General features: G+C 69.0%; 24 protein-coding genes and 3 pseudogenes. 18 read left to right on the forward strand and 9 right to left on the reverse strand.

The window, feature by feature from the left end:
• Nucleotides 1–247: pseudogene (locus A5659_RS19950) on the forward strand (CBS domain-containing protein); the annotation flags it as partial.
• On the opposite strand, the pseudogene A5659_RS27235 reads toward A5659_RS19950, so the two are convergent.
• Together A5659_RS27235 and A5659_RS27240 are read right to left on the reverse strand one after the other, a co-directional pair.
• A pseudogene (locus A5659_RS27235) lies at nt 220–429 on the reverse strand (RDD family protein); the annotation flags it as partial. The pseudogenes A5659_RS19950 and A5659_RS27235 sit on opposite strands and share 28 nt — an antisense overlap.
• 121 nt (nt 430–550) lie before the next feature.
• Nucleotides 551–892 (reverse strand): annotated as a pseudogene (locus tag A5659_RS27240) (CBS domain-containing protein); the annotation flags it as partial.
• Here A5659_RS27240 and A5659_RS19955 point away from each other — a divergent pair.
• Entirely contained in the window at nt 882–1385 is a 504-nt protein-coding gene (locus A5659_RS19955) for an RDD family protein (protein WP_082972037.1), read from the forward strand. The pseudogene A5659_RS27240 and the gene A5659_RS19955 sit on opposite strands and share 11 nt — an antisense overlap.
• 11 nt (nt 1386–1396) lie before the next feature.
• Nucleotides 1397–2557, forward strand: coding sequence for a cystathionine gamma-synthase (locus A5659_RS19960; protein ID WP_066876969.1), 1161 nt, complete (start codon nt 1397–1399; stop codon nt 2555–2557).
• A gap of 85 nt (nt 2558–2642) precedes the next feature.
• On the opposite strand, the gene greA is transcribed toward A5659_RS19960, so the two are convergent.
• Both greA and A5659_RS19970 read right to left on the reverse strand, forming a co-directional pair.
• Entirely contained in the window at nt 2643–3137 is a 495-nt protein-coding gene (gene greA, locus A5659_RS19965) for a transcription elongation factor GreA (RefSeq protein WP_066862299.1), read from the reverse strand.
• Nucleotides 3138–3357: 220 nt separating this feature from the next.
• Nucleotides 3358–3792: a DUF4307 domain-containing protein gene (locus A5659_RS19970; protein ID WP_066862296.1), complete on the reverse strand. Its 435-nt coding sequence runs from the start codon at nt 3790–3792 to the stop codon at nt 3358–3360.
• Between the two features lie 114 nt (nt 3793–3906).
• On the opposite strand from A5659_RS19970, the gene mca reads away from it, so the two are divergent.
• The 4 genes from mca to A5659_RS19990 all read left to right on the forward strand — a co-directional run bounded on the left by mca (nt 3907) and on the right by A5659_RS19990 (nt 7710).
• On the forward strand, nt 3907–4779 hold the full coding sequence (mca, locus tag A5659_RS19975; RefSeq protein WP_066862293.1) for a mycothiol conjugate amidase Mca: 873 nt from the start codon (nt 3907–3909) through the stop codon (nt 4777–4779).
• Nucleotides 4776–5087: a hypothetical protein gene (locus A5659_RS19980; RefSeq protein ID WP_067183678.1), complete on the forward strand. Its 312-nt coding sequence runs from the start codon at nt 4776–4778 to the stop codon at nt 5085–5087. The genes mca and A5659_RS19980 overlap by 4 nt, the downstream gene beginning before the upstream one ends.
• Complete coding sequence (locus tag A5659_RS19985; protein ID WP_067183682.1) at nt 5074–7089, forward strand: thioredoxin domain-containing protein; 2016 nt, start codon at nt 5074–5076, stop codon at nt 7087–7089. The genes A5659_RS19980 and A5659_RS19985 overlap by 14 nt, the downstream gene beginning before the upstream one ends.
• 237 nt (nt 7090–7326) lie before the next feature.
• A complete protein-coding gene (locus A5659_RS19990) occupies nt 7327–7710 on the forward strand; it encodes a nuclear transport factor 2 family protein (RefSeq protein ID WP_067024680.1) in 384 nt (127 codons plus the stop codon).
• Nucleotides 7711–7728: 18 nt separating this feature from the next.
• On the opposite strand, the gene A5659_RS19995 is transcribed toward A5659_RS19990, so the two are convergent.
• Complete coding sequence (locus A5659_RS19995; protein ID WP_066876963.1) at nt 7729–8502, reverse strand: hemolysin III family protein; 774 nt, start codon at nt 8500–8502, stop codon at nt 7729–7731.
• Nucleotides 8503–8684: 182 nt separating this feature from the next.
• On the opposite strand from A5659_RS19995, the gene A5659_RS20000 reads away from it, so the two are divergent.
• From A5659_RS20000 to A5659_RS20010, 3 genes are all read left to right on the forward strand, one after another.
• Nucleotides 8685–9473: a (2Z,6E)-farnesyl diphosphate synthase gene (locus A5659_RS20000; RefSeq protein ID WP_007776629.1), complete on the forward strand. Its 789-nt coding sequence runs from the start codon at nt 8685–8687 to the stop codon at nt 9471–9473.
• A gap of 47 nt (nt 9474–9520) precedes the next feature.
• Entirely contained in the window at nt 9521–10891 is a 1371-nt protein-coding gene (locus tag A5659_RS20005) for a hypothetical protein (RefSeq protein WP_066876961.1), read from the forward strand.
• Between the two features lie 245 nt (nt 10892–11136).
• Nucleotides 11137–11559 carry a hypothetical protein gene (locus A5659_RS20010; RefSeq protein ID WP_066876959.1) on the forward strand — a complete coding sequence of 141 codons (423 nt, stop codon included), beginning with the start codon at nt 11137–11139 and terminating at the stop codon, nt 11557–11559.
• Between the two features lie 21 nt (nt 11560–11580).
• Here the strand turns inward: A5659_RS20010 and coaA are convergent, their stop codons facing one another.
• Complete coding sequence (coaA, locus tag A5659_RS20015; RefSeq protein ID WP_067138084.1) at nt 11581–12519, reverse strand: type I pantothenate kinase; 939 nt, start codon at nt 12517–12519, stop codon at nt 11581–11583.
• A gap of 116 nt (nt 12520–12635) precedes the next feature.
• On the opposite strand from coaA, the gene A5659_RS20020 reads away from it, so the two are divergent.
• The 5 genes from A5659_RS20020 to A5659_RS20040 all read left to right on the forward strand — a co-directional run bounded on the left by A5659_RS20020 (nt 12636) and on the right by A5659_RS20040 (nt 19139).
• Nucleotides 12636–14105, forward strand: coding sequence for a glycine hydroxymethyltransferase (locus A5659_RS20020; protein WP_066869151.1), 1470 nt, complete (start codon nt 12636–12638; stop codon nt 14103–14105).
• A gap of 122 nt (nt 14106–14227) precedes the next feature.
• Nucleotides 14228–15055, forward strand: a complete 828-nt coding sequence (locus A5659_RS20025; RefSeq protein ID WP_066869172.1) for an acyl-ACP desaturase — start codon at nt 14228–14230, stop codon at nt 15053–15055.
• A 252-nt stretch (nt 15056–15307) separates the two neighbouring features.
• Complete coding sequence (locus tag A5659_RS20030) at nt 15308–16609, forward strand: PhoH family protein (RefSeq protein WP_066881567.1); 1302 nt, start codon at nt 15308–15310, stop codon at nt 16607–16609.
• A gap of 55 nt (nt 16610–16664) precedes the next feature.
• A complete protein-coding gene (locus A5659_RS20035) occupies nt 16665–17540 on the forward strand; it encodes a polysaccharide deacetylase family protein (protein ID WP_067183685.1) in 876 nt (291 codons plus the stop codon).
• A 135-nt stretch (nt 17541–17675) separates the two neighbouring features.
• Nucleotides 17676–19139 carry an adenylate/guanylate cyclase domain-containing protein gene (locus A5659_RS20040; RefSeq protein WP_067183700.1) on the forward strand — a complete coding sequence of 488 codons (1464 nt, stop codon included), beginning with the start codon at nt 17676–17678 and terminating at the stop codon, nt 19137–19139.
• A 10-nt stretch (nt 19140–19149) separates the two neighbouring features.
• Here the strand turns inward: A5659_RS20040 and A5659_RS20045 are convergent, their stop codons facing one another.
• The 3 genes from A5659_RS20045 to glpX are packed head-to-tail and all read right to left on the reverse strand — an operon-like array spanning nt 19150 to nt 22756.
• A complete protein-coding gene (locus tag A5659_RS20045; RefSeq protein WP_066869142.1) occupies nt 19150–20175 on the reverse strand; it encodes a hypothetical protein in 1026 nt (341 codons plus the stop codon).
• Nucleotides 20176–20229: 54 nt separating this feature from the next.
• Nucleotides 20230–21645 (reverse strand): class II fumarate hydratase, encoded by a 1416-nt coding sequence (locus A5659_RS20050; RefSeq protein WP_067183688.1) that lies wholly within the window; start codon nt 21643–21645, stop codon nt 20230–20232.
• A 31-nt stretch (nt 21646–21676) separates the two neighbouring features.
• The gene (gene glpX, locus A5659_RS20055) at nt 21677–22756 is read right to left on the reverse strand and encodes a class II fructose-bisphosphatase (protein WP_156749287.1); all 1080 of its coding nucleotides are present in this window, start codon (nt 22754–22756) and stop codon (nt 21677–21679) included.
• Nucleotides 22757–22811: 55 nt separating this feature from the next.
• On the opposite strand from glpX, the gene A5659_RS20060 reads away from it, so the two are divergent.
• From A5659_RS20060 to A5659_RS20070, 3 genes are all read left to right on the forward strand, one after another.
• Nucleotides 22812–23510 carry a DUF4245 domain-containing protein gene (locus A5659_RS20060; RefSeq protein WP_067183692.1) on the forward strand — a complete coding sequence of 233 codons (699 nt, stop codon included), beginning with the start codon at nt 22812–22814 and terminating at the stop codon, nt 23508–23510.
• A 32-nt stretch (nt 23511–23542) separates the two neighbouring features.
• Complete coding sequence (locus tag A5659_RS20065; protein WP_067183695.1) at nt 23543–24340, forward strand: dienelactone hydrolase family protein; 798 nt, start codon at nt 23543–23545, stop codon at nt 24338–24340.
• A gap of 26 nt (nt 24341–24366) precedes the next feature.
• Nucleotides 24367–24951 (forward strand): carboxylesterase family protein (locus tag A5659_RS20070; RefSeq protein ID WP_156749289.1); only part of this gene is annotated, 585 nt, incomplete at its 3' end.

Raw genomic sequence — 24951 nt, forward strand, 5'->3', positions numbered from 1 at the left:
GCGGGGCTACATGTCCAAGATCTTCAACGACGCGTGGATGTCGTCGTACGGCTTCCTGCGCAGCCGCCTGGACGGGTCCACCGAGGAGGCCAGGGTCGGCGACGTGCTGCGGGGCAAATCCGGCGCCCTGCCCGACCTGGTGCACACCCACCCGTCCGAGACGGTGCGCGACGCCATCGGCATCCTGCGCGAGTACGGGGTGTCCCAGATGCCGGTCGTGGGGGCCGAGCCGCCGGCCGACGGCGGGGGCGGCGGGTAGGACCCGCCGGGCGGCGGCGGGGGTGGCGGATAGGACGCGCCGCCGGATGGCGGCGGCGTAGGCGGCGTAGGCGGAATCTCCTGCCCACCCGATGGCGGTTGCTGCCCACCCGCAGACCCGGGCGACGAGGGAGGCGGCGGGTAAGCGCCGCCGGGCGGTTGATCTGTCATGGGCAACCTTCCACTCCGGGTCAGCTGGGCCCCTGGCTGGGACAGCGGAAACAGTACCCGAGCGGCTCGCGGCCGGGCGAGACGCGCGGCGCGCGCCGACGGCCACGCGCGGCATCGAAGGCTAGCGGCGCCCGGACAGCCCCCGCGGCCCGTCGGAGAGGAAACCCAGCAAGTCATACCGGGTGATCACCCCGACCGGTTTGCCCTCCTCGACCACCATCAACGCGTCCCAATCGCGCAGCGCCTTGCCGGCCGCGCTGACCAGTTCGCCGGCGCCGATCATCGGCAACGGGGGGCTCATGTGCAGCGACACCGCGTCGGCCAGTTTCGCCCGCCCCTCGAAGACCGCGGACAGCAGTTCGCGTTCGGAGACGCTGCCGGCCACCTCGCCCGCCATCACCGGCGGCTCGGCCCCCACGACCGGCATCTGGGACACCCCGTACTCGCGCAGGATGCCGACGGAGCAGTACACGCCGTGGCTGACCCGCGCGCTGGCCTTCATCATCGACATCCTCCCGTACGTCGTCGTGCACGGCATCGGCACCGCGATCCTGGTCGCCACCCAGCAGACCGCCTGCATCACCGACGTCACTCAGTACTCGGTCAACCAGTACTGCGCCACCCAGAACTCGACCGTCGGCATGGTGGCGCAGTGGCTGGCGTCGATCATCGGGCTGTTCTATTTGATCTGGAACTACGGCTACCGGCAGGGTGCCACGGGCTCGAGCGTCGGCAAGTCGGTGCTGAAGTTCAAGGTGGTCAGCGAAGTCACCGGTCAGCCGCTGGGCTTCGGGATGTCGGTGGTGCGCGCGCTGGCGCACTTCGTCGACGCGATCATCTGCTTCATCGGTTTCCTTTTCCCGCTGTGGGATTCGAAGCGCCAGACGCTGGCGGACAAGATCATGACGACGGTGTGCCTGCCGATCGACGGCGCCGAGAGGCCGGCCGTCACCTAGGCTGAGCGTCGATGAGCGACGACGCACCCCACGAGTTCACCGGACTGGCCACCAAAGCGATCCACGCCGGCTATCGGCCGGACCCGGCGACCGGCGCGGTGAACGCCCCGATCTACGCCAGCAGCACCTTCGCCCAGGACGGCGTCGGCGCCCTGCGCGGCGGGTTCGAATACGCGCGCACCGGCAACCCGACCCGGACCGCGCTGGAAGCCGCGCTGGCCGCCGTCGAAGAGGGCGCCTACGGGCGGGCCTTCGGGTCCGGCATGGCCGCCACGGACTGCGCCCTGCGCGCGGTGCTGCGGCCCGGCGACCACGTCGTCATCCCGAACGACGCGTACGGCGGCACCTTCCGGCTGATCGACAAGGTCTTCACCCAGTGGAACGTCGAGTACACCCCGGTCGCCCTGCATGAGCTGGACGCCGTCGCCGCCGCGATCACGCCGCGAACCCGACTGATCTGGGCGGAAACGCCGACCAATCCGCTGCTTTCGATCGCCGACATCGCCGCCCTGGTCGAGCTGGGCCGGCAGAGTTCGGCAAAGGTGTTGGTGGACAACACGTTTGCCTCGCCCGCGCTGCAGCAGCCGTTGACGCTGGGTGCCGACATCGTGCTGCACTCGACCACCAAATACATCGGTGGACACTCCGACGTGGTGGGCGGCGCGCTGGTCACCAACGACAAGGAGCTGGACGAGGCGTTCGCGTTCCTGCAGAACGGTGCGGGCGCGGTGCCCGGCCCGTTCGACGCCTACCTGACCATGCGCGGCCTGAAGACCCTGGTGCTGCGCATGCAGCGGCACAGCGAAAACGCTTCGGCCGTTGCGGAATTCCTCGCCGGGCATCCCGCGGTGGGCACGGTGCTCTATCCCGGCCTGCCCTCACACCCCGGCCACCAGGTTGCCGCGCGGCAGATGCGCGGCTTCGGCGGCATGGTTTCGGTCCGCATGCGCGGCGGCCGCGCCGCCGCCCGCGACCTGTGCGCCAAGACCCGGGTGTTCATCCTGGCGGAGTCCCTGGGCGGGGTGGAGTCGCTGATCGAGCACCCCAGCGCCATGACGCATGCGTCAACGGCCGGGTCGCAATTGGAAGTCCCCGACGATCTGGTGCGCCTGTCGGTCGGCATCGAAGACATCGCCGACCTGCTGGCCGATCTGGAGCAGGCCCTGCACTAGCGGCGATCGCGAGCGCGAATGCCCTGTTAGCCGGGCGCACGTGCGATCGCGCCCGGCTGGCCGGGCGCTCGCCTGACGCGGGGGGCTAGGAGTGGTAAGGCTCCGCGCTGACCAGCGTGACCTCGACGGTGTTGCCGTTGGGCACCACGTAGCTGCGGGTCTCGCCCTCCTTGGCGTCGATCAGGGCGCCGCCCAGCGGTGAGTTGGGCGAGTAGACCTCGAGCTTGCCGTCGTTGACGCCCTCCTGGCGGGTGGCGATCAGGAAGGTCTCGGTGTCGGACTTGTCGCCGTTGTAGTAGACCTTGACCACCGAACCGGGCAGCGCGACGCCGGACTGCTTGGGCGCCTCGCCGACCTTGGCGTTGTTGAGCAGGTCCTGCAGCTGGCGGATGCGGGCCTCTTGCTGGCCCTGCTCCTCGCGGGCGGCGTGGTAGCCGCCGTTCTCGCGCAGGTCGCCCTCCTCGCGGCGGTCGTTGATCTCCGCGGCGATGATCGGACGATTCGCGATCAACTGGTCGAGCTCGGCCTTGAGCCGGTCGTGTGACTCCTGGGTCAGCCAGGTCACGGAAGTGTCCGTCATCTCGTCGTGCTCCTCGTATGTTGTTCCGCGAGTCCGCGTTGAGTCCTGTTAGCTCCGCCGCCCGGTGTGCGCGGGTGCCTCCCCGTGTGCTGCCGCTCCGTTTTGCTCACGTCCGCTAATGCAGCAACACGGTCCCAACCGGAACCGTGCATTCACCCATGTTACCACCGCGCAAACAGTTGATGACCCCATATTCGCAGTTCGCTGTGGATCTGCGAGGTCACGCCGGGCGCAGGTAGGCGGGCACATCGGTGCCGCAGCCATAGATGTCGGCGACCACCGGCGGCTCGAAGGATTTCACCGTCGTGGTCACCTGCACGGTGGCGGCATCCGACGGCGGGACCAGCAGTTCCCGGCGGCCCGTCTCGCTGCCGTCCTTCGACCGGACCCGCACGATGCAGTCCACCGGCCGGGACGGGTCCGATCGCGTCACGCTGATCGTTATCGACGCGGTCTGGTCGTCGATCACCCGATAGCCAGCCGTCGTCCCCTTGACGTCGCTGGTGCCGAACCGGTGATAACCGATGACGGCAATGACGAGTCCGGCCACCACGACCAGCGCGCCCAGCGTGACGATCACCCACCGCCGGGGGACGCGCGACAGCCGGGAGCGCCCATAGCGGGCCTCCGGACGCGGAATCGGGGCTTCGGTCATGGCTGATTTCGCCTGGTGGTGGGCTGCCCGGCACCGGCCGACAGCATGCAACGAACTAGGAACTGGAATTATAGGGTCAGACCGGGCGACCACCAGAAGTGACAAAGGGAGCACGTGAGCGAATTGCGGTTGATGGCGGTGCACGCCCACCCCGACGACGAGTCCAGCAAGGGCGCGGCCACGCTGGCCCGCTACGCCGACGAAGGCCATCGCGTCCTGGTGGTGACGTTGACCGGCGGTGAGCGCGGCGACATTCTCAACCCGGCGATGGACCTGCCGGAGGTGCACGGACACATCGCCGAGATCCGCCGTGACGAGATGGCCAAGGCCGCCGAGATCCTCGGCGTCGAGCACACCTGGCTGGGTTTCGTCGACTCGGGATTGCCCCAGGGCGACCCGCCGCCGCCGCTGCCCGAGGGCTGTTTCGCGCTGGTGCCGCTCGAGGAGTCGATCGGGGCGCTGGTCCGCGTGGTCCGCGAGTTCCGTCCGCACGTGATGACCACCTACGACGAGACCGGCGGCTACCCCCACCCCGATCACATTCGCTGCCACCAGGTTTCGGTGGGCGCGTACGAGGCGGCCGGCGACTACCGGCGCTTCCCCGACGCCGGCGAACCGTGGTCGGTGTCCAAGCTCTACTACAACCACGGGTTCCTGCGGGCCCGGATGCAGCTGCTGCACGACGAAGCCGTCAAGCACGGCCAGGAACCGCCGTTCAAGAAGTGGCTCGAGCACTGGGACGCCGCGCACGATCCGTTCGAGTCCCGGGTGACCACGCGGGTCGAATGCTCGGCGTACTTCAGCCAGCGCGACGACGCGCTGCGGGCGCACACCACCCAGATCGACCCCGACCACGACTTCTTCGCCGCTCCGATCGCCTGGCAGCAACGGCTTTGGCCCACCGAGGAATTCGAGTTGGCCCGCTCGCGGGTCCCGGTGTCGCTGCCCGAGGACGACCTGTTCGCCGGGATCGAGAGCGACGCGTGAACCACCTCTTTCTCGTCGTGACCGCCGCCGGCTGGCAAGCCGACGGGCCCCCACACCACACCGGTCCCGACTTCGGCAAGGCCAGCCCGGTCGGGCTGCTCATCGTCGTATTGCTGGTGATCGCCACGCTGTTTCTCATCCGGTCGATGAACCGGCAGCTGAAGAAGGTGCCGGAATCGTTCGATCCCAAGCACCCGGAACCCGACCAGGCCGCCGACGAGGGCACCGACACGGTCGACCCCTCCACCACCCCGGACGACGGGGGCGGCCCGCCGCGCGCCTCGGGACCCGGCGATGAGCCCGGCTGACCCGGCAGCGACGAATACCCTTGGGCTGGCGACCAGTCCATACCTGCGCCAGCACGCCGACAACCCCGTGCACTGGCAGCAATGGACCCCCGAGGCGCTGGCCGCCGCCGCCGAGCGCGACGTGCCGATCCTGCTCTCGGTGGGCTATGCCGCCTGCCATTGGTGCCACGTCATGGCCCACGAATCGTTCGAAGACGACGACGTGGCCGCCGCGATGAACGCCGGGTTCGTCTGCATCAAGGTCGACCGTGAGGAACGCCCGGACATCGACGCGGTGTACATGAACGCCACCGTCGCGCTCAACGGGCACGGCGGTTGGCCGATGACGTGCTTCCTGACGCCGGATGGCCGACCCTTCTTCTGTGGCACCTATTACCCGAAAGAGGGTTTCCTGCAACTTCTTTCGGCCGTCTCGACCACTTGGCGGGAGCGCCGTGGCGAGGTCGAGGAGGCCTCCGACCGCATCGCCGGCGAGTTGCGCCGGCTCTCGTCCGGTCTGCCGGGCGGTGGTCCTTCCATAGCGCCGCAGCTGTGCGACCACGCCGTCGCCACGGTGCTCGAGGACCGCGACGCGGTGCACGGCGGGTTCGGCGGTGCGCCCAAGTTCCCGCCGTCGGCGTTGCTCGAGGCGCTGCTGCGCCACTTCGAGCGCACCGGCTCACCGGAGGCGCTTACGGCGGTGACCCACACCGGCAACGCGATGGCCCGCGGCGGCATCTACGACCAGCTCGGCGGCGGCTTCGCTCGCTACAGCGTCGACAACGCCTGGGTGGTACCGCATTTCGAGAAGATGCTGTACGACAACGCGCTGCTGCTGCGCGCCTACGCGCACTGGGCCCGGCGCACCGGGGACCCGCTGGCGCGCCGGGTCACCGCGGCGACCGCCCGGTTCCTGCTCGTCGAGCTGGCCGACGGTGGGATGTTCACCTCGTCGCTGGACGCCGACGCCGACGGCCGCGAGGGTTCGACCTATGTGTGGACACCGGCGCAACTCAACGAGGTGCTCGGTCCTGACGACGGCCCTTGGGCGGCAAGGGTTTTCGCGGTCACCGAGAGCGGAACGTTCGAGCACGGCACCTCGGTGCTGCAGGCCCCCGCCGATCCCGAGGACTCGCAACGGCTGGAGCGCGTGCGTGCCGCGCTGCTGACGGCCCGCCGCGCCCGGGTCCAGCCCGGGCGTGACGACAAAGTCGTCACCTCCTGGAACGGCCTGGCGATCACCGCGTTGGCCGAGGCCAGCGTGGCGCTCGACGAACCCGAATTGGCGCAGGCGGCAATGCGTTGCGCGCGAACGCTGTTGGATTTGCACGTCGTCGACGGCCGGTTGCGACGCGCCAGCCTGGGCGGGGTGGTCGGCGACAGCGCCGCCATCCTCGAGGATCACGCGATGCTGGCCACCGGCCTGCTCGCGCTGTACCAGCTCACCGCCGAGGACACCTGGCTGACCGCGGCCGCCGAGCTGCTCGACACCGCGCTGGCCCATTTCGCCGACCCCCAGCGGCCCGGTCGTTGGTTCGACACCGCCGACGATGCCGAGCAGTTGGTGCTGCGGCCGGCCGACCCGCTGGACGGGGCGACCCCGTCGGGGGCGTCGTCGATCACCGAGGCGCTACTGACCGCGGCGCACCTGGTCGACGGCGACCGCACCGAGCGCTACCTGCGGGCGGTCACCGCCTCGCTCGGCGCGCACTCGGTGCTGCTGGAGCGCGCGCCGCGGTCGGCCGGACACTGGCTGGCCGTCGCGGAAGCCGCGGTGCGCGGGCCACTGCAGATCGCGGTTGCCTGCGATCCGTCGGCGTCGGCTCTGTTGGCCGAGGCCCGTCGGCTGGCGCCCGGCGGGGCGATCGTGGTGGGCGGGCCGGTGGATTCGTCGCCGCTGCTGGCTGGCCGGCCCCGAGTCGCAGGCGCCGACGCCGCGTATGTGTGCCGCGGCCAGGTGTGCGACCTGCCGGTCACCACCGCGCCCGAACTGGCGGCCGCCCTGGGTGTCCCCGACCACTGAGCCGATGGTGGTGACCCGTCCCCCGCAAGCGGGCGGGGTCCCCGCGGAGCTGGGGAGTGCCCCCGGCGCCCGGCGCTCGGCCGCGCCGTGCTGGCGATCACCACTGAGTCGATGGTGGTGACCCGCGGCGCCCGGCTGCGCCGTGCTGGCGATCACCACTGAGTCGATGGTGGTGACCCGCGGCGCCCGGCTGCGCCGTGCTGGCGATCACCACTAGCGCGGGTTACCCTGCCTCCCATGCCGACTGCCGCCAGGACCGAAGCGATCCGGAACACGGTCAACCGTTACATCGAACTGGTCGCCAAGGGCAGCGCCGACGATCTGGTCGAGCTGTACGCCGACGACGCCACCGTCGAGGACCCTGTCGGCGGCGAGGTGCACATCGGGCGCCAGGCGATCCACGGCTTCTACTCCGCGGTCAACGACCTGCAGCGCGAATGCGAACTGGTGACGCTGCGCGTCGCCGGCAACGAGGCGGCCTTCCAATTCCGGCTGACCGTGACCGCGGGCGAGCACCGGATGGTGATCGAGCCGATCGACGTCATGGTCTTCGACGGCAGCGGCAAGATCGCCTCGATGAAGGCTTACTGGTCGCCGGAGGACGACGTCTCCCAGGGCTAGCGGGGCAGCGATGCCGGCTCAGCCGCCCGCCAGCCAGGCGTGGTCGCCGGTGTAGAAGACCGCGAACCACATGGCGATGTAGTGCAGAATCGCCGCGATCGCGGTGAAGGCGTGGAAGAACTCGTGATAGCCGAACGTTTGCGGCCACGGGTCCGGCCAGCGCAGGCCGTAGAAGATGCCGCCGACGCTGTAGAACACCCCGCCCACCGCCAACAGCACCATCGCGGCCACGCCGGCCTGGTGCAGGATCGTGGGAGCGAACCAGACGGCCACCCACCCGAGCAGCAGATACAGCGGCACACCGACCCAGCGCGGCGCCGTCGGCCAGCACATCTTCAACGCGATCCCGGCAGCCGCGCCGCCCCACACGATGCACTGCACCAGCACCCCGGTGTTTTGGGGCATAACAAGCCGCGCGAACGGCGTGTAGCTGCCGGCGATGAACACGAAGATCATCGAATGGTCGAGCCGCTTCATCCGGCTGCGTGCGACGGCGGACTTCCACTGCACCCGGTGATAGGTGGCGCTGACCGCGAACATCGCCACCGTCGCCGCGGCGTAGACCAGCGTCGAGTGGCCGGCGCGCGGCGAGGCGACGGCCCACGACACCGACACCAGCGTGGCGCCGGTGATGATGGCCAGCCACGCCGAGACGAAGTGGATCCAACCGCGCATCCGGGGCTTGCCGAGGAACTGGGCGGCACCCTCGACTAACTGTTCGACGGTGTTGCCCGGAACGATCGACTCGCCTTCGGGCTCCGGGTTGGGGACGGTGCTGGTCTGACTGCTCATGGCTCCTGTGTCTTGTCTTCGCATCTGTTTTGTTCTTCGCAACGCGGGATTCCGAAGTCGCCAGGGGCTGTTCAAGAACCAGAGTAGTCAGGGATCGTTACAGCATCGTCTCGGCTGCTCAGGTGACCGGGCCGAAACGAGAACCGGTGAATAGATCACCGCTGGCAGTAGGGTGAATGGTCGTGGAAATCATTCCGCCGCGCCTCAAAGAGCCGCTGTACCGCGTCTACGAGCTGCGGCTGAGGCAGGGCCTGGCCGCCTCGAAGTCCCAGCTCCCGCGCCACATCGCCGTGCTGTGCGACGGCAACCGCCGGTGGGCCCGCGACGCGGGATACGAGGACGTCAGCTACGGCTACCGGATGGGCGCCTCCAAGATCGCCGAGATGCTGCGCTGGTGTCAGGAGGCCGGCGTCGAAATGACCACCGTCTACCTGCTGTCCACCGAGAACCTGCAGCGCGATCCCGACGAGCTGGCCGGGCTGATCGAGATCATCACCGACGTCGTCGAGGAGATCTGCGCGCCGGCCAACCGCTGGAGCGTGCGCACGGTCGGGGACCTGGAACTGCTCGGCGACGAGCCGGCCCGCCGATTGCGCGACGCCGTCGAGTCCACGCCCAGCGTCGCGCCCTTTCACGTCAACGTCGCCGTCGGCTACGGCGGCCGGCAGGAAATCGTCGGCGCGGTGCGCGCGCTGCTGAACAAGGAGCTTGCCAACGGCGCCACCGCCGAGGAACTTGTCGACGCGGTGACCGTCGACGCCATCTCCGAGAACCTCTACACCTCCGGACAGCCCGATCCCGACCTGGTGATCCGCACCTCGGGCGAGCAACGCCTGTCGGGATTTCTGCTGTGGCAGAGCGCTTATTCGGAGATGTGGTTCTGCGAAACGCACTGGCCGGCGTTCCGCCGCGTCGATTTCTTGCGCGCGCTGCGCGACTACAGCCGGCGGGATCGCCGGCACGGCAAGTAACCGCGAAGCTCTGAAGGGCCCGCCCGGCTGCGTGCCACACTTAGGACATGGCTGCGCTGTCGGCGGTGGTGTTCACGCTGAGCGCCTGGCTGGGCCTGTATCTGCTGTCCCGTGATCCGCGCAAGCCCGTCCTGGTACTGGCGGCGATCGGACTGTGCGGGTTCGCGCTCGTGGTGGGCCTGGATGCTGTTCGGACCGCCAGCCCCGCCCATGCCCAGCTGCTCAGCCGGGTCGAGATCTACCTGGCGGCCGTCCCCGGTGTCGCGTGGTTCGCGGTGCTCGTCGAGCTGTCCCGGCCCAGCGACGGCTGGCGCTCGCGCACCCGCGAGGTGTTGCTGGTGGTCGGCGTCGCCGCGCTGACCCTGTTCGGGGCGGTGCTGGCCGGCAGCGTCGACGGGCCACTGCGCCCGGGTCACTGGGTGATGTTCGCGGTGATCTCGGTGTCGACCCTGGGCGCCGGGGCGGTCGCGTTGCGCCGCCCGCGCCGGCCGAGGCTCTCCGTGGGACTGGCCGTCACCGCGACCCTGTTTTTCGCGCTGGCCAACGCGATCCTGATCATTCCGCTGGGACTGGTGCCCAGCTGGGTCGCGCTGGCCTCGACGAGCTGCGACGTCCTCGGGCTCGGGGTCGCCGTGGCGCTGTGGGACGCGTTCGACGAGGGCCACGCGCTGCGCCCCGACATGCTCCGGTCGTTCGCCGGTTCGGTCGCGGTGGCGGTGCTGTTCGGCGGCCAGGCGCTGATCGGGTTGGCGGTGACCCGCGACGACCCCGCCGCGCGCACCGCGCTGACGGTGCTGCTGTTCACCAGCTTGGCGATCGCGATCACCGTGCAGGTGCTCGCCGATCCGCTGGCCGGGGTGCTCGACCGGCTGGCGTTCTCGAAATCGCCTGCGCTGCGGGCGGATCGGGCCGCACTGCGGCACACCGGGGCGGCGCTGCCGCTGCGCCAGGAGCACCCGCTCGCCGGCGTCGACGACGTCACTTTCGTGCGGCTCACCCGCCGGGCGCTGGGCCACTACGGCGACCTGAGCAAGCTGGTCGCCAGCCCGCTGACGGCGTTGCCGGTGATCGATGAGCGGCTGGCCGCCCGCGGCGCACCCGACCAGCCGATCGAGCGGGCCAACGAACTCAAGGCGGTGCTGGCCGAGGGCATCTCGCGGCTCAAGCCGCGCGACGGTGGCGACTTCGGCACCACCGAAGAGTGGCGGTACTACAACTCCCTGTATTTCCCCTACGTCGTCGGGGTGCGCGCCTATGCGCAGAACGCCACCGCCTCGGGTCTGGATCCGATCGCGCGGCAGGCCTGGCACTGGTTCGTCACCGAGGTGCCCCAGCGCTCGCTGCACAACTGGCAGAACGCCGCGGCCCGGCTGATCGCCGCCGATCTTCGGGGACGGATCCCGGTTCCCAGCGACTAGACCCACCTGGGGCGCGACCACCGGATGGCACAGCGCCGTGGACCCGCGCTCCTGTGACCCGTGGGGCCACTGGGCCCGCCAGACTGGCGCGTGTCAAATATTTACCCGCCGACGGGAATAGCCGGGTGAACCACCTCGTCTTTGTATCCGTGGCATGAGTTGGCAGTGCCACGAGTCGATATGGCAGTGCACTGGCGGCACCCTCAAAGCTGTTCGACCCACCCGCCACCGCGAGGAGTAAGCACATGAGCTCTGTTACCGGCGTATCCAGCATCCCGACCAGGCCCCTCTACGACGCGACCGACTCGCTGTTGCGGTTCGCGGTGCGCGCCGACGCGACCCTGACAGGGTTGTTCGGTCTGACCATCGCGTTCCTCGCCGACCCGCTTTCGTCGCTGACGGGCCTGACGTCCTTCCAGGAGTACGGCGTGGGCGTCTTGTTCGTGCTGGCCGGACTGCTGGTGTTCAGCCTCGGGGCGCTGCCGGACCTGCGCCGCGTCGGCGTCAGCGTGTTGGTGGTCAACGTCGCATTCACGCTGGCTTCGATCGTGGCCGCGGAAGCGCTGCCGCTGACCGCTACCGGCGTCGCGCTGACACTGGCCACCGGCGCCTACACGGCGGCGTTCGCCGGGCTGCAGTACCTGGGATTGCGTCGCCTCGCGGCGTGACCGGCCGCGCCGGCCGCGCCGTCAGAGCTTGCGCAGCCGCAGCCGGTTGATGGAGTGGTCGGCGTCCTTGCGCAGCACCAGGGTGGCGCGCGGCCGGGTCGGCAGGATGTTCTCGACGAGGTTGGGGCGGTTGATGGATCGCCAGATCTCACGGGCCGCGGCCACCGCCTTGGTGTCGTTGAGCGCCGAGTAGTGGTGGAAGTGCGATTCGGGATCGGCGAACGCGGTGCTGCGCATGGCCAGGAACCGCGAGACGTACCACTGCTCGATGTCTTCAATCCGGGCGTCGACGTACACGCCGAAGTCGAACAGGTCCGACACCATCAGCGTCGGACCGGTTTGCAGCACGTTGAGACCCTCGAGGATCAGGATGTCCGGGTGGCGGACCACGTGCTTGGCCCCCGGGATGATGTCGTATTTCAGGTGCGAATACACCGGCGCGCAGGCGTAATCCGAACCGGATTTGACCGAGGTCACGAACCGCATCAGCGCCCGCCGGTTGTAGCTTTCCGGAAATCCCTTGCGGTGCATCAGGTTTCGCCGCTCCAGCTCGGCATTCGGGTACAGGAAGCCGTCGGTGGTAACCAGGTCCACCCGCGGGTGGTGGTCCCAGCGCGCCAACAGCGCCTGCAGCACACGGGCGGTCGTGGACTTGCCGACCGCCACGCTGCCGGCCACCCCGATGATGAACGGCACCGGCCGGTCGGGGTTTTGCTGCGGTTCGCCGAGGAATTCGGCGGTGGCGGCGAACAATCGCTGCCGCGCCGCGACCTGCAGGTGAATGAGCCGGGCCAGCGGCAGGTAGACCTCTTCGACTTCGAGCAAGTCGATCTGCTCACCCAGACCGCGCAGGCCGACCAACTCCTCCTCGGTGAGGGCCAGCGGCGTCGACATACGAAGCGCACGCCATTGCTTTCGGTCGAACTCCACATAAGGGCTCGGCTCGCTAAGCCGCGGCATAGTGCAAGTGTTACAGCAGCGCCGAAAAGCCCGACGGCTGGGCTGGCGAAAACTCGACGCCGGATAGCGCCGAGCGCCCTCGCTGTGGGGTTAATCGGCCGACTAGTCTCGTTCTCATGTCAGCCGACTTGACCCGCACCGCCACCTCGACCACGTCGCCGGGCGCCGAATACGCCGACACCGCGAGCGCTGCCTACCGCGCCGCACTGCAGGTGGTCGAGTCCGTCGAACCGCGCATCGCCGCGGCGACGCGCAAAGAGCTCGACGACCAACGTGCTTCGCTCAAGCTGATCGCCAGCGAGAACTACGCATCGCCCGCGGTGTTGCTGACCATGGGCACCTGGCTGTCGGACAAGTACGCCGAGGGCACCATCGGACACCGCTTCTACGCGGGCTGTCAGAACGTCGACACCGTGGAAAGCGTCGCCGCCGAGCACGCTCGTGAGCTGTTCGGGTCGCCGCACGCCTACGTGCAGCCGCACTCGGGCATCGACGCCAACCTCGTTGCGTACTGGGCGATCTTGGCCACCCGGATCGAGGCGCCGGGCCTGGCCGATGCCGGCGTCAAGCACGTCAACGACTTGTCCGAGGCGGAATGGGAGAAGCTGCGCAACAAGTTGGGCAACCAGCGCCTGTTGGGCATGTCGCTGGATGCCGGCGGCCACCTCACCCACGGCTTCCGGCCCAACATCTCCGGCAAGATGTTCCACCAGCGCAGCTACGGCACCGACCCCGACACCGGGTTCGTCGACTACGGCGCCGTTGCGGCCGCCGCGCGCGAGTTCAAGCCGCTGATCATCGTGGCCGGCTACTCCGCTTACCCGCGCCGCATCAATTTCGCGACGATGCGTGAGATCGCCGACGAGGTCGGCGCCACCCTGATGGTGGACATGGCGCATTTCGCCGGCCTGGTGGCGGGCAAGGTGTTCACCGGCGACGAGGATCCGGTGCCGCACGCCCATGTCACGACCACGACGACGCACAAGTCGCTGCGCGGTCCCCGCGGCGGCCTCATCCTGTGCCAACCCGAGTACGCCGACGCTGTCGACAAGGGCTGCCCGATGGTGCTCGGCGGGCCACTGTCGCACGTGATGGCGGCCAAGGCCGTCGCGCTCGCCGAGGCGCGGCAGCCGGCGTTCCAGGCCTATGCCCAGCGGATCGCAGACAACGCCCAGGCTCTGGCCGACGGCTTCCTCAAGCGCGATGCCCACTTGGTCACCGGGGGCACCGACAACCACCTCGTGCTGCTCGACGTCACATCGTTCGGCCTTACGGGACGTCAAGCCGAGTCGGCCTTGTTGGACGCCGGCGTCGTCACCAACCGCAACGCCATCCCCACCGACCCCAACGGCGCCTGGTACACCAGTGGCATCCGGCTCGGCAGCCCGGCGCTGACCACCCGCGGCTTCGGTCCGGCCGACTTCGACCGGGTGGCCGAACTGATCGTCGATGTTCTGGCCAACACGAAGCCGGAAGGTACCTCCAAGGCCAAGTACTCGCTGGCCGATGGCACCGCCGAACGGGTCAGCGCGGCCGCGGCCGAACTGTTGGACGCCAACCCGCTCTACCCGGGCCTCGCGCTCTAGGCTTCGCCGTAGGAGGGGCTCTAGAGTGCCCGGCGGGACGGGCCTGAGGACCTAAGTCACCAGTTGGCGCGACACGACCCGGCCGATTTCATGAACCTGTGTACGCGGGTTACAGTTATCTCATGGCCGAAAGACCTGTCGCTAACGCGCTGACCCTGGAACTTGAGCCGGTCGTCGAAGCGAACATCGACCGCCACCTATCCACCGAAGAACTCTGGTTCGCGCACGACTACGTGCCGTTCGAACGGGGCGAGAACTTCGCCTTCCTCGGTGGGCGCGACTGGGACCCGTCGTCGATGACGTTGCCGAGGCCGTTGACCGACGCCTGCGAGATCATGTTGCTGCTCAAGGACAACCTGGCCGCGCACCACCGCGAGCTGGTCGAGCACTTCATCCTCGAGGACTACTGGGGCCGCTGGCTGGGCCGGTGGACCGCCGAGGAGCACCTGCACGCCATCGCGTTGCGCGAGTACCTGGTGGTGACCCGCGAGGTCGACCCGACCGCCAACGAAGAGGCCCGCGTCCAGTACGTCATGAAGGGCTATCGCGCCGACACGTACTCGCAGGTGGAGATCCTGGTGCACATGGCGTTCGTCGAACGCACCCACGCCGTGTTCTGCGAGAACCTGGCCGCGCAACTCGAGGAGCCCATCCTGGCCGGCCTGGTCGACCGGATCGCCCGCGACGAGCGCCGGCACGAACTGTTCTTCTCCAACCTCGTCGCGCACTGCCTCGAGTACACCCGCGACGAGACCATCGCGGCGATCGCCGCCCGCGCGGCCGACCTTCAGGTGCCCGGCGCCGACATCGACGCATATGCGGACAAGGTGCGAAACGTCGACGAGGCAGGCATTTTCGGTCCGGAGCAGCTGCGCCAGGCGATCTCCGACCGCATCGCCGCATGGGGAGTCGCGGACGAGCCCCAGCTGCGGCAATTCGTCGTCGGCTAGGCCGGCCCGCACCCACCTCACCACATCGACCACCCACTGGGAGTGGTCGCGCTCCGCAACGTCGGCGCGCCTGCACAGCGGGCGGACGACCACGGGAGTAGCGTCGTTCTCGATGGTCAGCGTCAAGCTCTGCTGCCAGGGCGGCACCTCCCGTCACCACAACGGAAGGACCGGCCCCGGTCCTGGTGCTGCGGTTCCCGTCGACATGCCTGTGCGGGTCCGCGCGGGCTCATCCCGCTCGAGGAGCGCTACGTGACCGAAATCCGGACCTACGTGATCGACACTTCCGTGCTGCTGTCCGACCCCTGGGCGTGCAGCCGGTTCGCCGAACACGAGGTGGTTGTTCCGCTGGTGGTGATCAGCGAGCTGGAGGCCAAACGCCACCATCACGAGCTGGGCTGGTTCGCGCGCCAGGCGTTGCGGCTGTTCGACGACCTCCGGCTGGAACACGGTCGCCTAGATCAGCCCATTCCCATTGGGACACAGGGCGGTACGCTGCACGTCGAGCTCAACCACACCGACCCGACGGTGCTGCCCAGCGGCTTCCGCAATGACAGCAACGATTCCCGGATCCTCAGCTGCGCCGCGAACCTGGCCGCCGAGGGCAAGCGAGTCACGTTGGTCAGCAAGGACATTCCGCTTCGGGTCAAGGCCGCCGCGGTGGGCCTGGCCGCCGACGAGTACCACGCCCAAGACGTGGTGGCCTCCGGCTGGTCGGGCATGCGCGAGATCGAGACGGCCACCGAGGACATCGACGCGCTGTTCACCGACGGCGAGATCGATCTGGCCGAAGCGCGAGACCTGCCCTGCCACACCGGCGTTCGGCTGCTCGGCGGCAGCTCGCATGCACTGGGCCGGGTCAACGCCGACAAACGCGTCCAGCTGGTTCGCGGCGACCGGGAGGTGTTTGGACTGCGCGGGCGCTCGGCCGAACAGCGCGTGGCGCTCGACCTGCTGCTCGACGAGTCGGTGGGCATCGTGTCGCTGGGCGGCAAGGCCGGCACCGGCAAGTCAGCGCTCGCGCTGTGCGCCGGTCTGGAGGCGGTGCTCGAGCGCCGGACCCAGCGCAAGGTGGTGGTGTTCCGGCCGCTGTATGCCGTCGGGGGTCAGGAGCTGGGCTATCTGCCGGGCAGCGAGAGCGAGAAGATGGGCCCGTGGGCGCAGGCCGTCTTCGACACCCTCGAGGGGCTGGCCAGCCCGGCCGTGCTCGAGGAGGTGCTGTCGCGCGGCATGCTCGAGGTGCTGCCGCTGACCCACATCCGCGGCCGCTCGCTGCATGACTCCTTCGTCATCGTCGACGAGGCCCAATCGCTGGAGCGCAACGTCCTGCTGACGGTGCTGTCGCGGCTGGGCACCGGATCGCGGGTGGTGCTCACCCACGACATCGCCCAGCGCGACAACCTGCGGGTGGGCCGCCATGACGGGGTCGCCGCGGTGATCGAGAAGCTCAAGGGCCATCCGCTGTTCGCCCACATCACGTTGTTGCGCAGTGAGCGATCGCCGATCGCCGCCCTGGTCACCGAGATGCTCGAGGAGATCGCGGGCCCGCAGTGAGCGCCTGACCAGCGCGCTCGATCCGGGGCAGGCCTGCCTTCGATAAACTTCCACGGTGGCGAAACGACCCGACACCCAGGCCTGGCGCTACTGGCGCACGGTGGTCGGCGTGGCGGCCGCGGTCGCGGTGCTGGTGATCGGGGGGCTCACGGGTCACGTGACCCGCGCCGACGACCTCAGCTGCTCGGTCGTCAAATGCGTCGCCCTGACCTTCGACGACGGGCCGGGGCCGTTCGACGAGCGGCTGCTGCAGATCCTCAAGGACAACGACGCCAAGGCGACGTTCTTTCTGATCGGCAACAAGGTGGCCGCCAACCCGGCCGGCGCCAAGCGCATCGCCGACGCCGGGATGGAGATCGGCAGCCACACCTGGGAACACCCCAACATGACCACGATCCCGCGCGAGGACATCGCCGCCCAGTTCACCAAGGCCAACGACGCGATCACCGCCGCGACCGGGCGCACCCCAAACCTGTATCGCCCCGCCGGCGGGCTGTCCGACCCCGTGGTGCGTCAGACCGCCGGCCAACACGGGCTGGCCGAAATCCTTTGGGATGTCATCCCTTTCGACTGGGCGAACGACTCGAATACGGCCGCGACCCGCTACATGCTGATGACCTACATCAAGCCGGGCTCGGTGGTGTTGCTGCACAGCACCTATTCCAGCACCGTCGATCTGGTGTATCAGTTCATCCCGGTGCTCAGGGCCAACGGGTACCGAATGGTGACGGTCAGCGACCTGCTGGGACCGCGAGCGCCCGGCAGCAGTTACGGCAGCCGCGAAAACGGTCCACCGGTCAACGGTCTGCACGACATCCCGCCCGCCGACATCCCCGCGCTGCCCAACACGCCCTCGCCCAAACCGATGCCCAACTTCCCGATCACCGACATCCCTGGGCAGAACTCCGGCGGGCCGAACAACGGTGCCTAGCACACATTTCGGGTCTCCCGCGACTACGTTTGTAGGGTGATCACCGTGGGCTGGCTTCGGGATCGGCTTCCGCGACGATGGCGCGGTACGGCGCAGCGGCCGGCCGCCGGAGGGCGAAAGTCCTTTAGGCGATGGCTGTTTCAGTACGGGTTCGATCTCAGCCTGTCCTACGCGTTGGCCGTCGTCGAAGCGGCCGCCATCCTGATTCCGTTGCGGGGCCACACTTCCGTGGGCGCCAACGCGGACTTCGCGCGGCAGAACACTGCGCCGGTGATCCTGCTCATCGTGCTGGGCATCGTCAGTGTCGCGGCGGCCGGCGCCGTGAGCCTGGCTCCCACCGTGCGCTGGTTTGTCGCGGGCGCCGAACCCACTCCGCAACAACGCGAAGCCGTGATGAAGCTGGCCGGCCGTCAGTCGGCGATCCTGGTGACGTCCTGGGCGTTGACCGGCGGCATCTTCATCCTGCTGAATCTCGGTGGCGGGCCGCGGCTTCTGCTGCCCATCGGGCTCGGCGTGCTGCTCGGCGGGTCGGCGGCCGCCGGCACCGGGATGCTGCTCGCGCAGCGCACCCTGCGGCCCATCATGCGCGCCGCCACGCTTGGCGCCGAGCCGCGGTTGGCGGTGCCGAGCGTGTACGCCCGGCTGGTTCTGCTGTGGTTCCTGTGCAGCGCGTTCCCCATTGCCGTGATCGCGACGCTGGTCGTCTTGCGGTCGTACGGATGGCTGATCGAGAAGTCCGCCTCGTTGGACGTGCCGATTCTGGTGGTGTCGTTGGCGGCGCTGGTGCTGGGGCTGCCGACGATGATCTTGACCTCGCGGTCCATCTCGGATCCGGTCGGCGAGGTGGTCGACGCGATGGCCGAGGTCGAGCACGGCCGCATGGAAACCTACGTCGGCGCCTACGAACGTTCCCAAATCGGCCGTCTGCAAACCGGATTCAACCGGATGGTGGCCGGTCTCGCCGAGCGGGACCGGCTGCGTGACCTGTTCGGACGCCATGTCGGGGCCGACGTCGCGCAGCGCGCCCTCAACGAGGGGGCTTCCCTGTCGGGCGACGTGGTCGAAGCGGCGGTGCTCTTCATTGACCTGGTGGGTTCCACCCAGCTCGCCGAAAGCCGCCCCCCGCAGGAGGTCGCCGAGGTGCTCAACGACTTCTTCCGGATCGTGGTGCACGCCGTCGACGAACACCACGGCCTGGTCAACAAGTTCGCCGGCGACGCCGTGCTGGCCGTCTTCGGCGTGCCGTTGCCGACGAACGAACCGGCATCGTCGGCGTTGGCGACCGCGCGTGCGCTGGGGTCTCAACTGCGGCGGCTGCCGGTCGATTTCGGCATCGGCGTCTCCGCGGGGCGGGTGTTCGCCGGCAACATCGGCGCCGAGAACCGGTACGAGTACACCGTGATCGGCGACGCCGTCAACGAGGCCGCGCGATTGGCGGACCTCGCCAAAACCTCCGACCGGCGCATCCTGTGTTCGGCGGGTGCCGTCGCTGCCGCGGGGGAGGCCGAGCGCGCGCAGTGGGCCGAGTGCTATTCGACGGTCCTGCGCGGGCGGTCCGAGGCCACCCACGTCTCGGCGCCGACGGGCCCTGCCGACTAGCTGACCCGCGTCAGGACTTCGAGACCTTTAGCGCGGCAATGATCTTCCCGATGAGGCCCGCCGAAGCCGCGTCACCGATGGGGGTGCTGCCGATGAAGACGGTCACCGGCTTGGTGTCGACGGCGATGATGGTGACGGAGTCGCCCTTCACGTTACGGCTGGGGTCGGCGATCGTGACGTCGGCGTCGACGCGGACCGCCTTGGTGCCGTCCACGGTGATCGACGACGACTTCGTCGGCCCGAGCGTGGGCTGGGCGTTGGCGTAGCCGGGGCCGGCGACGATGCATTGCATCAACTTCGTGGCCTGAGCCGTAAGGTCCATGCTGGCAACGAAATTGGTGACGCCGACCTCGGCCGTCATCATCCACTGATTGGCCCCGGGGACGTCCTGGGCGACACCCAGCCCGCCGATCAGGTTCGGGCCCTGGTCGTCGGAGAACACCGTCCACCCGCCCGGCGCCGCGCTGGCCGGGAAGGACAGCTTGCCGGCGGCGATCGAGTCGGTGCGGGGCATCTCGCCGCCCGACACGTTCGGGGTGCAATCCGTCGCGTTCTGCGCGGAGTTCTTGGGCGGGGAGGCCGACGTGCTCGTGGTCGAGGGCGCGGCGGCCGGCTTGTTGTCGTGACCGCCCCGCATCACCAACAGCGTCGCCACTAGCGCGATCACCGCGAGTACGACCAGACCGGCGACGATCAACCACGGCAGCTTGGAGCCGGACCCACCCGGCGGTGGCCCCGGGGGGTACGGGCCGCCCGGGCCTCCCGGCGGAAACTGCTGTCCGGGTTGGGGATACGGCTGGTTCGGGTAGGCGGGGCCGCCCGGCGGCGCATACGGGTACGGGCCGCCCGGCGGGTAGGCGTAGGGACCGCCCTGCGGATAGGGCCCGGGGCCGCCCTGCGGGTAAGGGCCGGGACCACCCTGCGGGTAGGGCCCGGGACCGCCCGCCGGCGGCTGCGCGCCCCAATTCGGGTCCTGCCCATATGGATTGCTTCCGTAGGGCCCCTGGCCGTAGGGACCACCGGGAGGAGCCGTCATGGAAAACCACCCTTACTCTCGTCGACCACCGCCGTCATCGGATGACGGGGTGGTTCAGTCTTCGGGCTTGACCTTGGCCATCGCCAGCACGTCGAGCCGCCGGTCGAGTTCTTCTTCGGACAGCTTCTCGCCGATCAGGCCCCGATCGATCACCGTCTGGCGAATCGTCTTGCGCTCCTTGAGTGCCTGCTTGGCCACCGCGGCGGCCTCCTCGTATCCGATCGCCGAGTTCAGCGGCGTCACGATCGACGGCGACGACTCGGCCAGCTCGCGCAGGTGCTCCACGTTGGCCGCCAGGCCGACGATGCAACGCTCGGCGAACAGCTTCGACACGTTGGTCAGCAGCTTGAAGGACTCCAGGATGTTGCGGGCCATCATCGGGATATAGACGTTGAGCTCGAAGGCACCGGACAAGCCGCCGACGGCCACCGCGGCGTCGTTCCCGATCACCTGCGCGGCAACCTGGGTAACCGCTTCCGGCAGAACGGGATTGACCTTGCCCGGCATGATCGAACTGCCCGGCTGCAGGTCGGGCAGCGCAATCTCGGCCAGGCCGGTCAGCGGGCCCGACCCCATCCAGCGGACGTCGTTGGCGATTTTGGTCAGTGACACCGCGATGGTGCGCAGCGCGCCGGACGCCTCGACCAGCCCGTCACGCGCCGCCTGGGCCTCGAACGAGTTGGCGGCCGTGCGCAATTCGCTCAGGCCGGTGGAGGCGACCAGCGTCTCGACCACCTTGGCGCCGAAGCCGTCGGGGGCGTTCAGGCCGGTACCGACCGCGGTGCCGCCGATGGCCAGCTCACCGAGCCGGGGCAGCGTCGCGTGCACCCGCTCGATGCCCGCCTCGATCTGGCGGGCGTAGCCGCTGAATTCCTGGCCGAGCGTCACCGGGACGGCGTCCATCAGGTGGGTGCGGCCGGACTTGACCACGGTGTGCCACTCGCGGGCCTTGCCGGCCAGCGCGTCATGCAGCACCTCGAGCGCCGGAATCAGATGGCGCACAGCGGCTTCGGTGGCCGCGATGTGGGTGGCGGTGGGGAATGTGTCGTTCGACGACTGCGACATGTTGACGTCGTCGTTGGGGTGCACCGTCACACCGTTGGCGGCGGCGATGCTGGCGATCACCTCGTTGGTGTTCATGTTGGAGCTGGTGCCCGAACCGGTCTGGAACACGTCGATGGGGAACTGGTCGTCGTGCTGCCCGTCGGCGATTTCGCCGGCCGCGGCGATGATCGCGTCGGCCTTCTCCGGCGCCAGCAGCCCCAGGTCCTTGTTGACCTGCGCGCACGCGCCCTTCAGCAAGCCCAGCGCGCGGATCTGGGTGCGCTCCAGGCCGCGGCCCGAGATCGGAAAGTTCTCGACGGCGCGCTGAGTTTGCGCACGCCACAACGCTTTTGCGGGTACGCGGACCTCGCCCATGGTGTCGTGCTCGATGCGGTACTCGGTGTCATCAGAGTCGTTCAAGGCCATAGATAGGTCTTCCTCGTTGTTCGATCGGCGGTCAGGGCAGGGGATAGGCGGCGGAGCTATCGCCGGTGAAGTCGATGGCGGAGTACTCGTTGAGCTTCGAAAGCCGGTGGTAGGCCTCGATCATCCGGACGGTGCCCGACTTCGACCGCATGACGATCGACTGGGTGGTGCACCCGCCGGGGTAGTACTGGACGCCCTTGAGCAGGTCACCGCTGGTGACCCCGGTGGCGCAGAAGAAGACGTTCTCACCGGACACCAGGTCCTCGGTCGTCAGCACCTGGTCGAGGTCGTAGCCGGCGTCGATGGCCTTCTGGCGTTCCTCGTCGTCGGTGGGAGCCAGCTGCGCCTGGATCGCGCCGCCCATGCACCGGATGGCGGCGGCGGCGATGATGCCTTCCGGCGTGCCGCCGATCCCGGCCAGCATGTCGGTGCCCGAATGGGGCCGGCAGGCCGAGATCGCGCCGGCCACGTCACCGTCGGTGATCAGCCGGATGCGGGCTCCGGTCGCACGGACCTCGTGGATCAGCTGGGCGTGCCGCGGCCGGTCCAGGATGCACACGGTCATGTCGCGCACCGACAACGCCTTGACCTTGGCGACGGCCTTGATGTTCTCGGCGATCGGCGCGGTGATGTCGAGCACGTGCGCGGCCTCGGGCCCGACGGCGATCTTGTTCATGTAGAACACCGCCGACGGGTCGAACATCGCGCCGCGGTCGGCCACCGCCAACACGGAGATGGCGTTGGGCATGCCCTTACTCATCAGGGTGGTGCCGTCGATCGGGTCGACGGCGAAGTCGCACTCCGCGCCGTCGCCGTTGCCGACCTCCTCGCCGTTGTAGAGCATCGGCGCGTGGTCCTTTTCGCCCTCGCCGATGACGACGACGCCGCGCATCGACACGGTGTTGACCAGCTCACGCATCGCGTCGACGGCCGCCCCGTCACCGCCCTCTTTGTCGCCGCGGCCGACCCAGCGACCTGCGGCCATGGCCCCGGCCTCGGTGACGCGTACCAGTTCCAGAGCCAGGTTGCGGTCTGGGGCCTCACCGCGCGGTCTGCCCTGCGCGGGGGCCCCGCCGGCGGCGGCGGTCGAGTGGTCGCCCTCAACTGTCATGGTTGCCGATTGTCCCAGAAGCGGATCGGTCCGCTGGAACTGGGATACTTGGGGGATGACGGAGGAGCCGCCGCTGAATTCCCAGCGTGATGGGAGCGCCTCCGGCGCGCCGTCTCCGCCAGCGGGCCCCGCGCCCAGGCCGGCCAAACCCCGGCTGTTGCAGGACGGCCGGGACATGTTCTGGTCCCTGATACCGCTGGTCATCGGGTGCATCGTGCTGGCCGGCATGCTCGGTATGTGCTCGGTCCAGTTCGGCCACCACCAGGGCCCCGTCCCGTCGTACGACGCCGGTGCGGCCCTGCGCGCGGACGCCTCCGCGCTCGGCTTTCCCATCCGCCAGCCGCAGCTGCCCACCGGCTGGCAGGCCAACTCCGGCCACCGCGGCGGCATCCCGGGCGGCCGGACCGACCCCGCGAGCGGTCAACGGCTGAACGCGCCCGTTTCGGAGGTCGGGTATATCACCCCGACCGGGCTATACCTGAGCCTGACCCAGAGCAATGCCGACGAGGACAAGCTGGTCAATTCGATTCACCAGTCGGCCTACCCGACGGGGACCGTGGACGTCGGCGGCACCGGTTGGGTGGTCTATCAGGGCACCGGTCAGAACGGCGCAGACGCCGAGCCGATATGGACGACCCGGCTCAGCGGCCCGGGCGGCGCCACCCAAATTGCGATAACCGGCGCCGGAAACACCGATCAGTTCCGTACGCTGGCGTCGGCGACGCAATCGCAACCGCCTTTGCCAAGCCGCTAATCCGCCAGCGCAAGCAGAGGGATCGCATCAACGTGACTGCACCAGAGGCTGATCTGTCCGGATGGTCGGCGGCACCGTTTAGCGCCGGCGGATACACCCATGACGTCTATCGCAAGGGCACCGGCCCCGGAGTGGTGTTGATTCCGGAAATCCCCGGGATCCATCCCGGCGTGCTCGCCCTGGGTAATCACCTGGTGGACAACGGGTTCACCGTCGCGATGCCGTCGTTGTTCGGCCAGCCGGGCAAGGCCAAAACGCCAGGTTACCTCCTTGGCGCCATCGGACGTGCTTGTGTGGCAAGGGAATTCGCGGCACTCGCGCTGAACAAGCAGCGACCGGTGGCATCGTTCCTGCGTGCGCTGGCCCGTGACCTCAACGCATCGGCGCCGGGCAAGGGCGTCGGGGTGATCGGCCAGTGCTTCACCGGCGGCTTCGCGCTGGCCGCCGCGGTCGACGACAGCGTGCTGGCGCCGGTGCTGTCGCAGCCGTCGGTCCCGTTCCCGCTCGGAGCGGCGCGGCGCCGCGACCCCGGCGCGAGCGAATCCGAGCTGGCCACCGTGGCCGACCGGTGCGCCAACGACGGCCTGTGCGCCATGGGATTGCGGTTCAGCGAGGACAAGATGGCGCCCGCCGAGCGGTTCGCGACGCTCAAGCAGCGCCTCGGCGACGCCTTCGAGGTGATCGACATCAATTCGGGCCCCACCAATCAGCACGGCTTCGGCAAGATGGCGCACTCGGTGCTCACCGACGAAGTCCGCGAGCTCGACGGCCACCCCGCCTACGAGGCCCGTAAGCGGGTGGTCGAGTTCCTCACACAACGCCTTTTCTAGCTTCGTCCAGGAGATTTCGCACGCGCATGGCTAACGACGACCTGGTGGTCGAAACCGGCTACGGCCCGGTCCGGGGCATCGAAGAAAACGGCGTCAAGGCGTGGAAGGGCGTTCGGTACGCGGCGGCGCCGGTGGGCGACTTGCGTTTCCGCGCGCCGCAGCCGCCCGCGCGCAGTACCGAGGTCGCGGACGCCACCGTGTTCGGGCCGGCCTGCCCGCAACCGGTATTTCCCAACATGCCACTGGATCTGGGCGCCCCGCAGGGCGAGGACTGCTTGCGGCTCAACGTCTGGGCATCGTCTGACACCCAGCCAGGTGACGCCAAACCGGTGATGGTCTGGCTGCACGGCGGCGCCTACGTCCTGGGGTCGAGCAGCCAGACGCTGTATGACGGCCGCAGGCTGGTCAGCCACGGCGACGTCGTCGTGGTGACCGTGAACTACCGGGTCGGGGTGCTCGGCTTTCTCGACCTGTCGTCGTTCGATTCCGGTGGGCGCCATTTCGAGTCGAACGTCGGGCTGCGCGACGCGCTGGCGGCGCTGGAATGGGTGCGCGACAACATCGCCGCCTTCGGCGGTGATCCGCGGCGGGTCACGCTGTTCGGCGAGTCC

It is taken from the genome of Mycobacterium sp. 1165196.3, assembly GCF_001673415.1.
GTDB classification, from domain to species: Bacteria; Actinomycetota; Actinomycetes; order Mycobacteriales; family Mycobacteriaceae; genus Mycobacterium; species Mycobacterium europaeum_A.

Coding starts and splice junctions, on each gene's coding strand:
- A5659_RS19955 (WP_082972037.1), top strand. CDS start 882: ATGCCGACGGAGCAGTACACGCCGTGGCTGACCCGCGCGCTGGCCTTC.
- A5659_RS19960 (WP_066876969.1), top strand. CDS start 1,397: ATGAGCGACGACGCACCCCACGAGTTCACCGGACTGGCCACCAAAGCG.
- greA (WP_066862299.1), bottom strand. CDS start 3,137: ATGACGGACACTTCCGTGACCTGGCTGACCCAGGAGTCACACGACCGG.
- A5659_RS19970 (WP_066862296.1), bottom strand. CDS start 3,792: ATGACCGAAGCCCCGATTCCGCGTCCGGAGGCCCGCTATGGGCGCTCC.
- A5659_RS19985 (WP_067183682.1), top strand. CDS start 5,074: ATGAGCCCGGCTGACCCGGCAGCGACGAATACCCTTGGGCTGGCGACC.
- A5659_RS19990 (WP_067024680.1), top strand. CDS start 7,327: ATGCCGACTGCCGCCAGGACCGAAGCGATCCGGAACACGGTCAACCGT.
- A5659_RS19995 (WP_066876963.1), bottom strand. CDS start 8,502: ATGAGCAGTCAGACCAGCACCGTCCCCAACCCGGAGCCCGAAGGCGAG.
- A5659_RS20005 (WP_066876961.1), top strand. CDS start 9,521: ATGGCTGCGCTGTCGGCGGTGGTGTTCACGCTGAGCGCCTGGCTGGGC.
- A5659_RS20010 (WP_066876959.1), top strand. CDS start 11,137: ATGAGCTCTGTTACCGGCGTATCCAGCATCCCGACCAGGCCCCTCTAC.
- coaA (WP_067138084.1), bottom strand. CDS start 12,519: ATGCCGCGGCTTAGCGAGCCGAGCCCTTATGTGGAGTTCGACCGAAAG.
- A5659_RS20020 (WP_066869151.1), top strand. CDS start 12,636: ATGTCAGCCGACTTGACCCGCACCGCCACCTCGACCACGTCGCCGGGC.
- A5659_RS20025 (WP_066869172.1), top strand. CDS start 14,228: ATGGCCGAAAGACCTGTCGCTAACGCGCTGACCCTGGAACTTGAGCCG.
- A5659_RS20045 (WP_066869142.1), bottom strand. CDS start 20,175: ATGACGGCTCCTCCCGGTGGTCCCTACGGCCAGGGGCCCTACGGAAGC.
- A5659_RS20050 (WP_067183688.1), bottom strand. CDS start 21,645: ATGGCCTTGAACGACTCTGATGACACCGAGTACCGCATCGAGCACGAC.
- glpX (WP_156749287.1), bottom strand. CDS start 22,756: ATGACAGTTGAGGGCGACCACTCGACCGCCGCCGCCGGCGGGGCCCCC.
- A5659_RS20060 (WP_067183692.1), top strand. CDS start 22,812: ATGACGGAGGAGCCGCCGCTGAATTCCCAGCGTGATGGGAGCGCCTCC.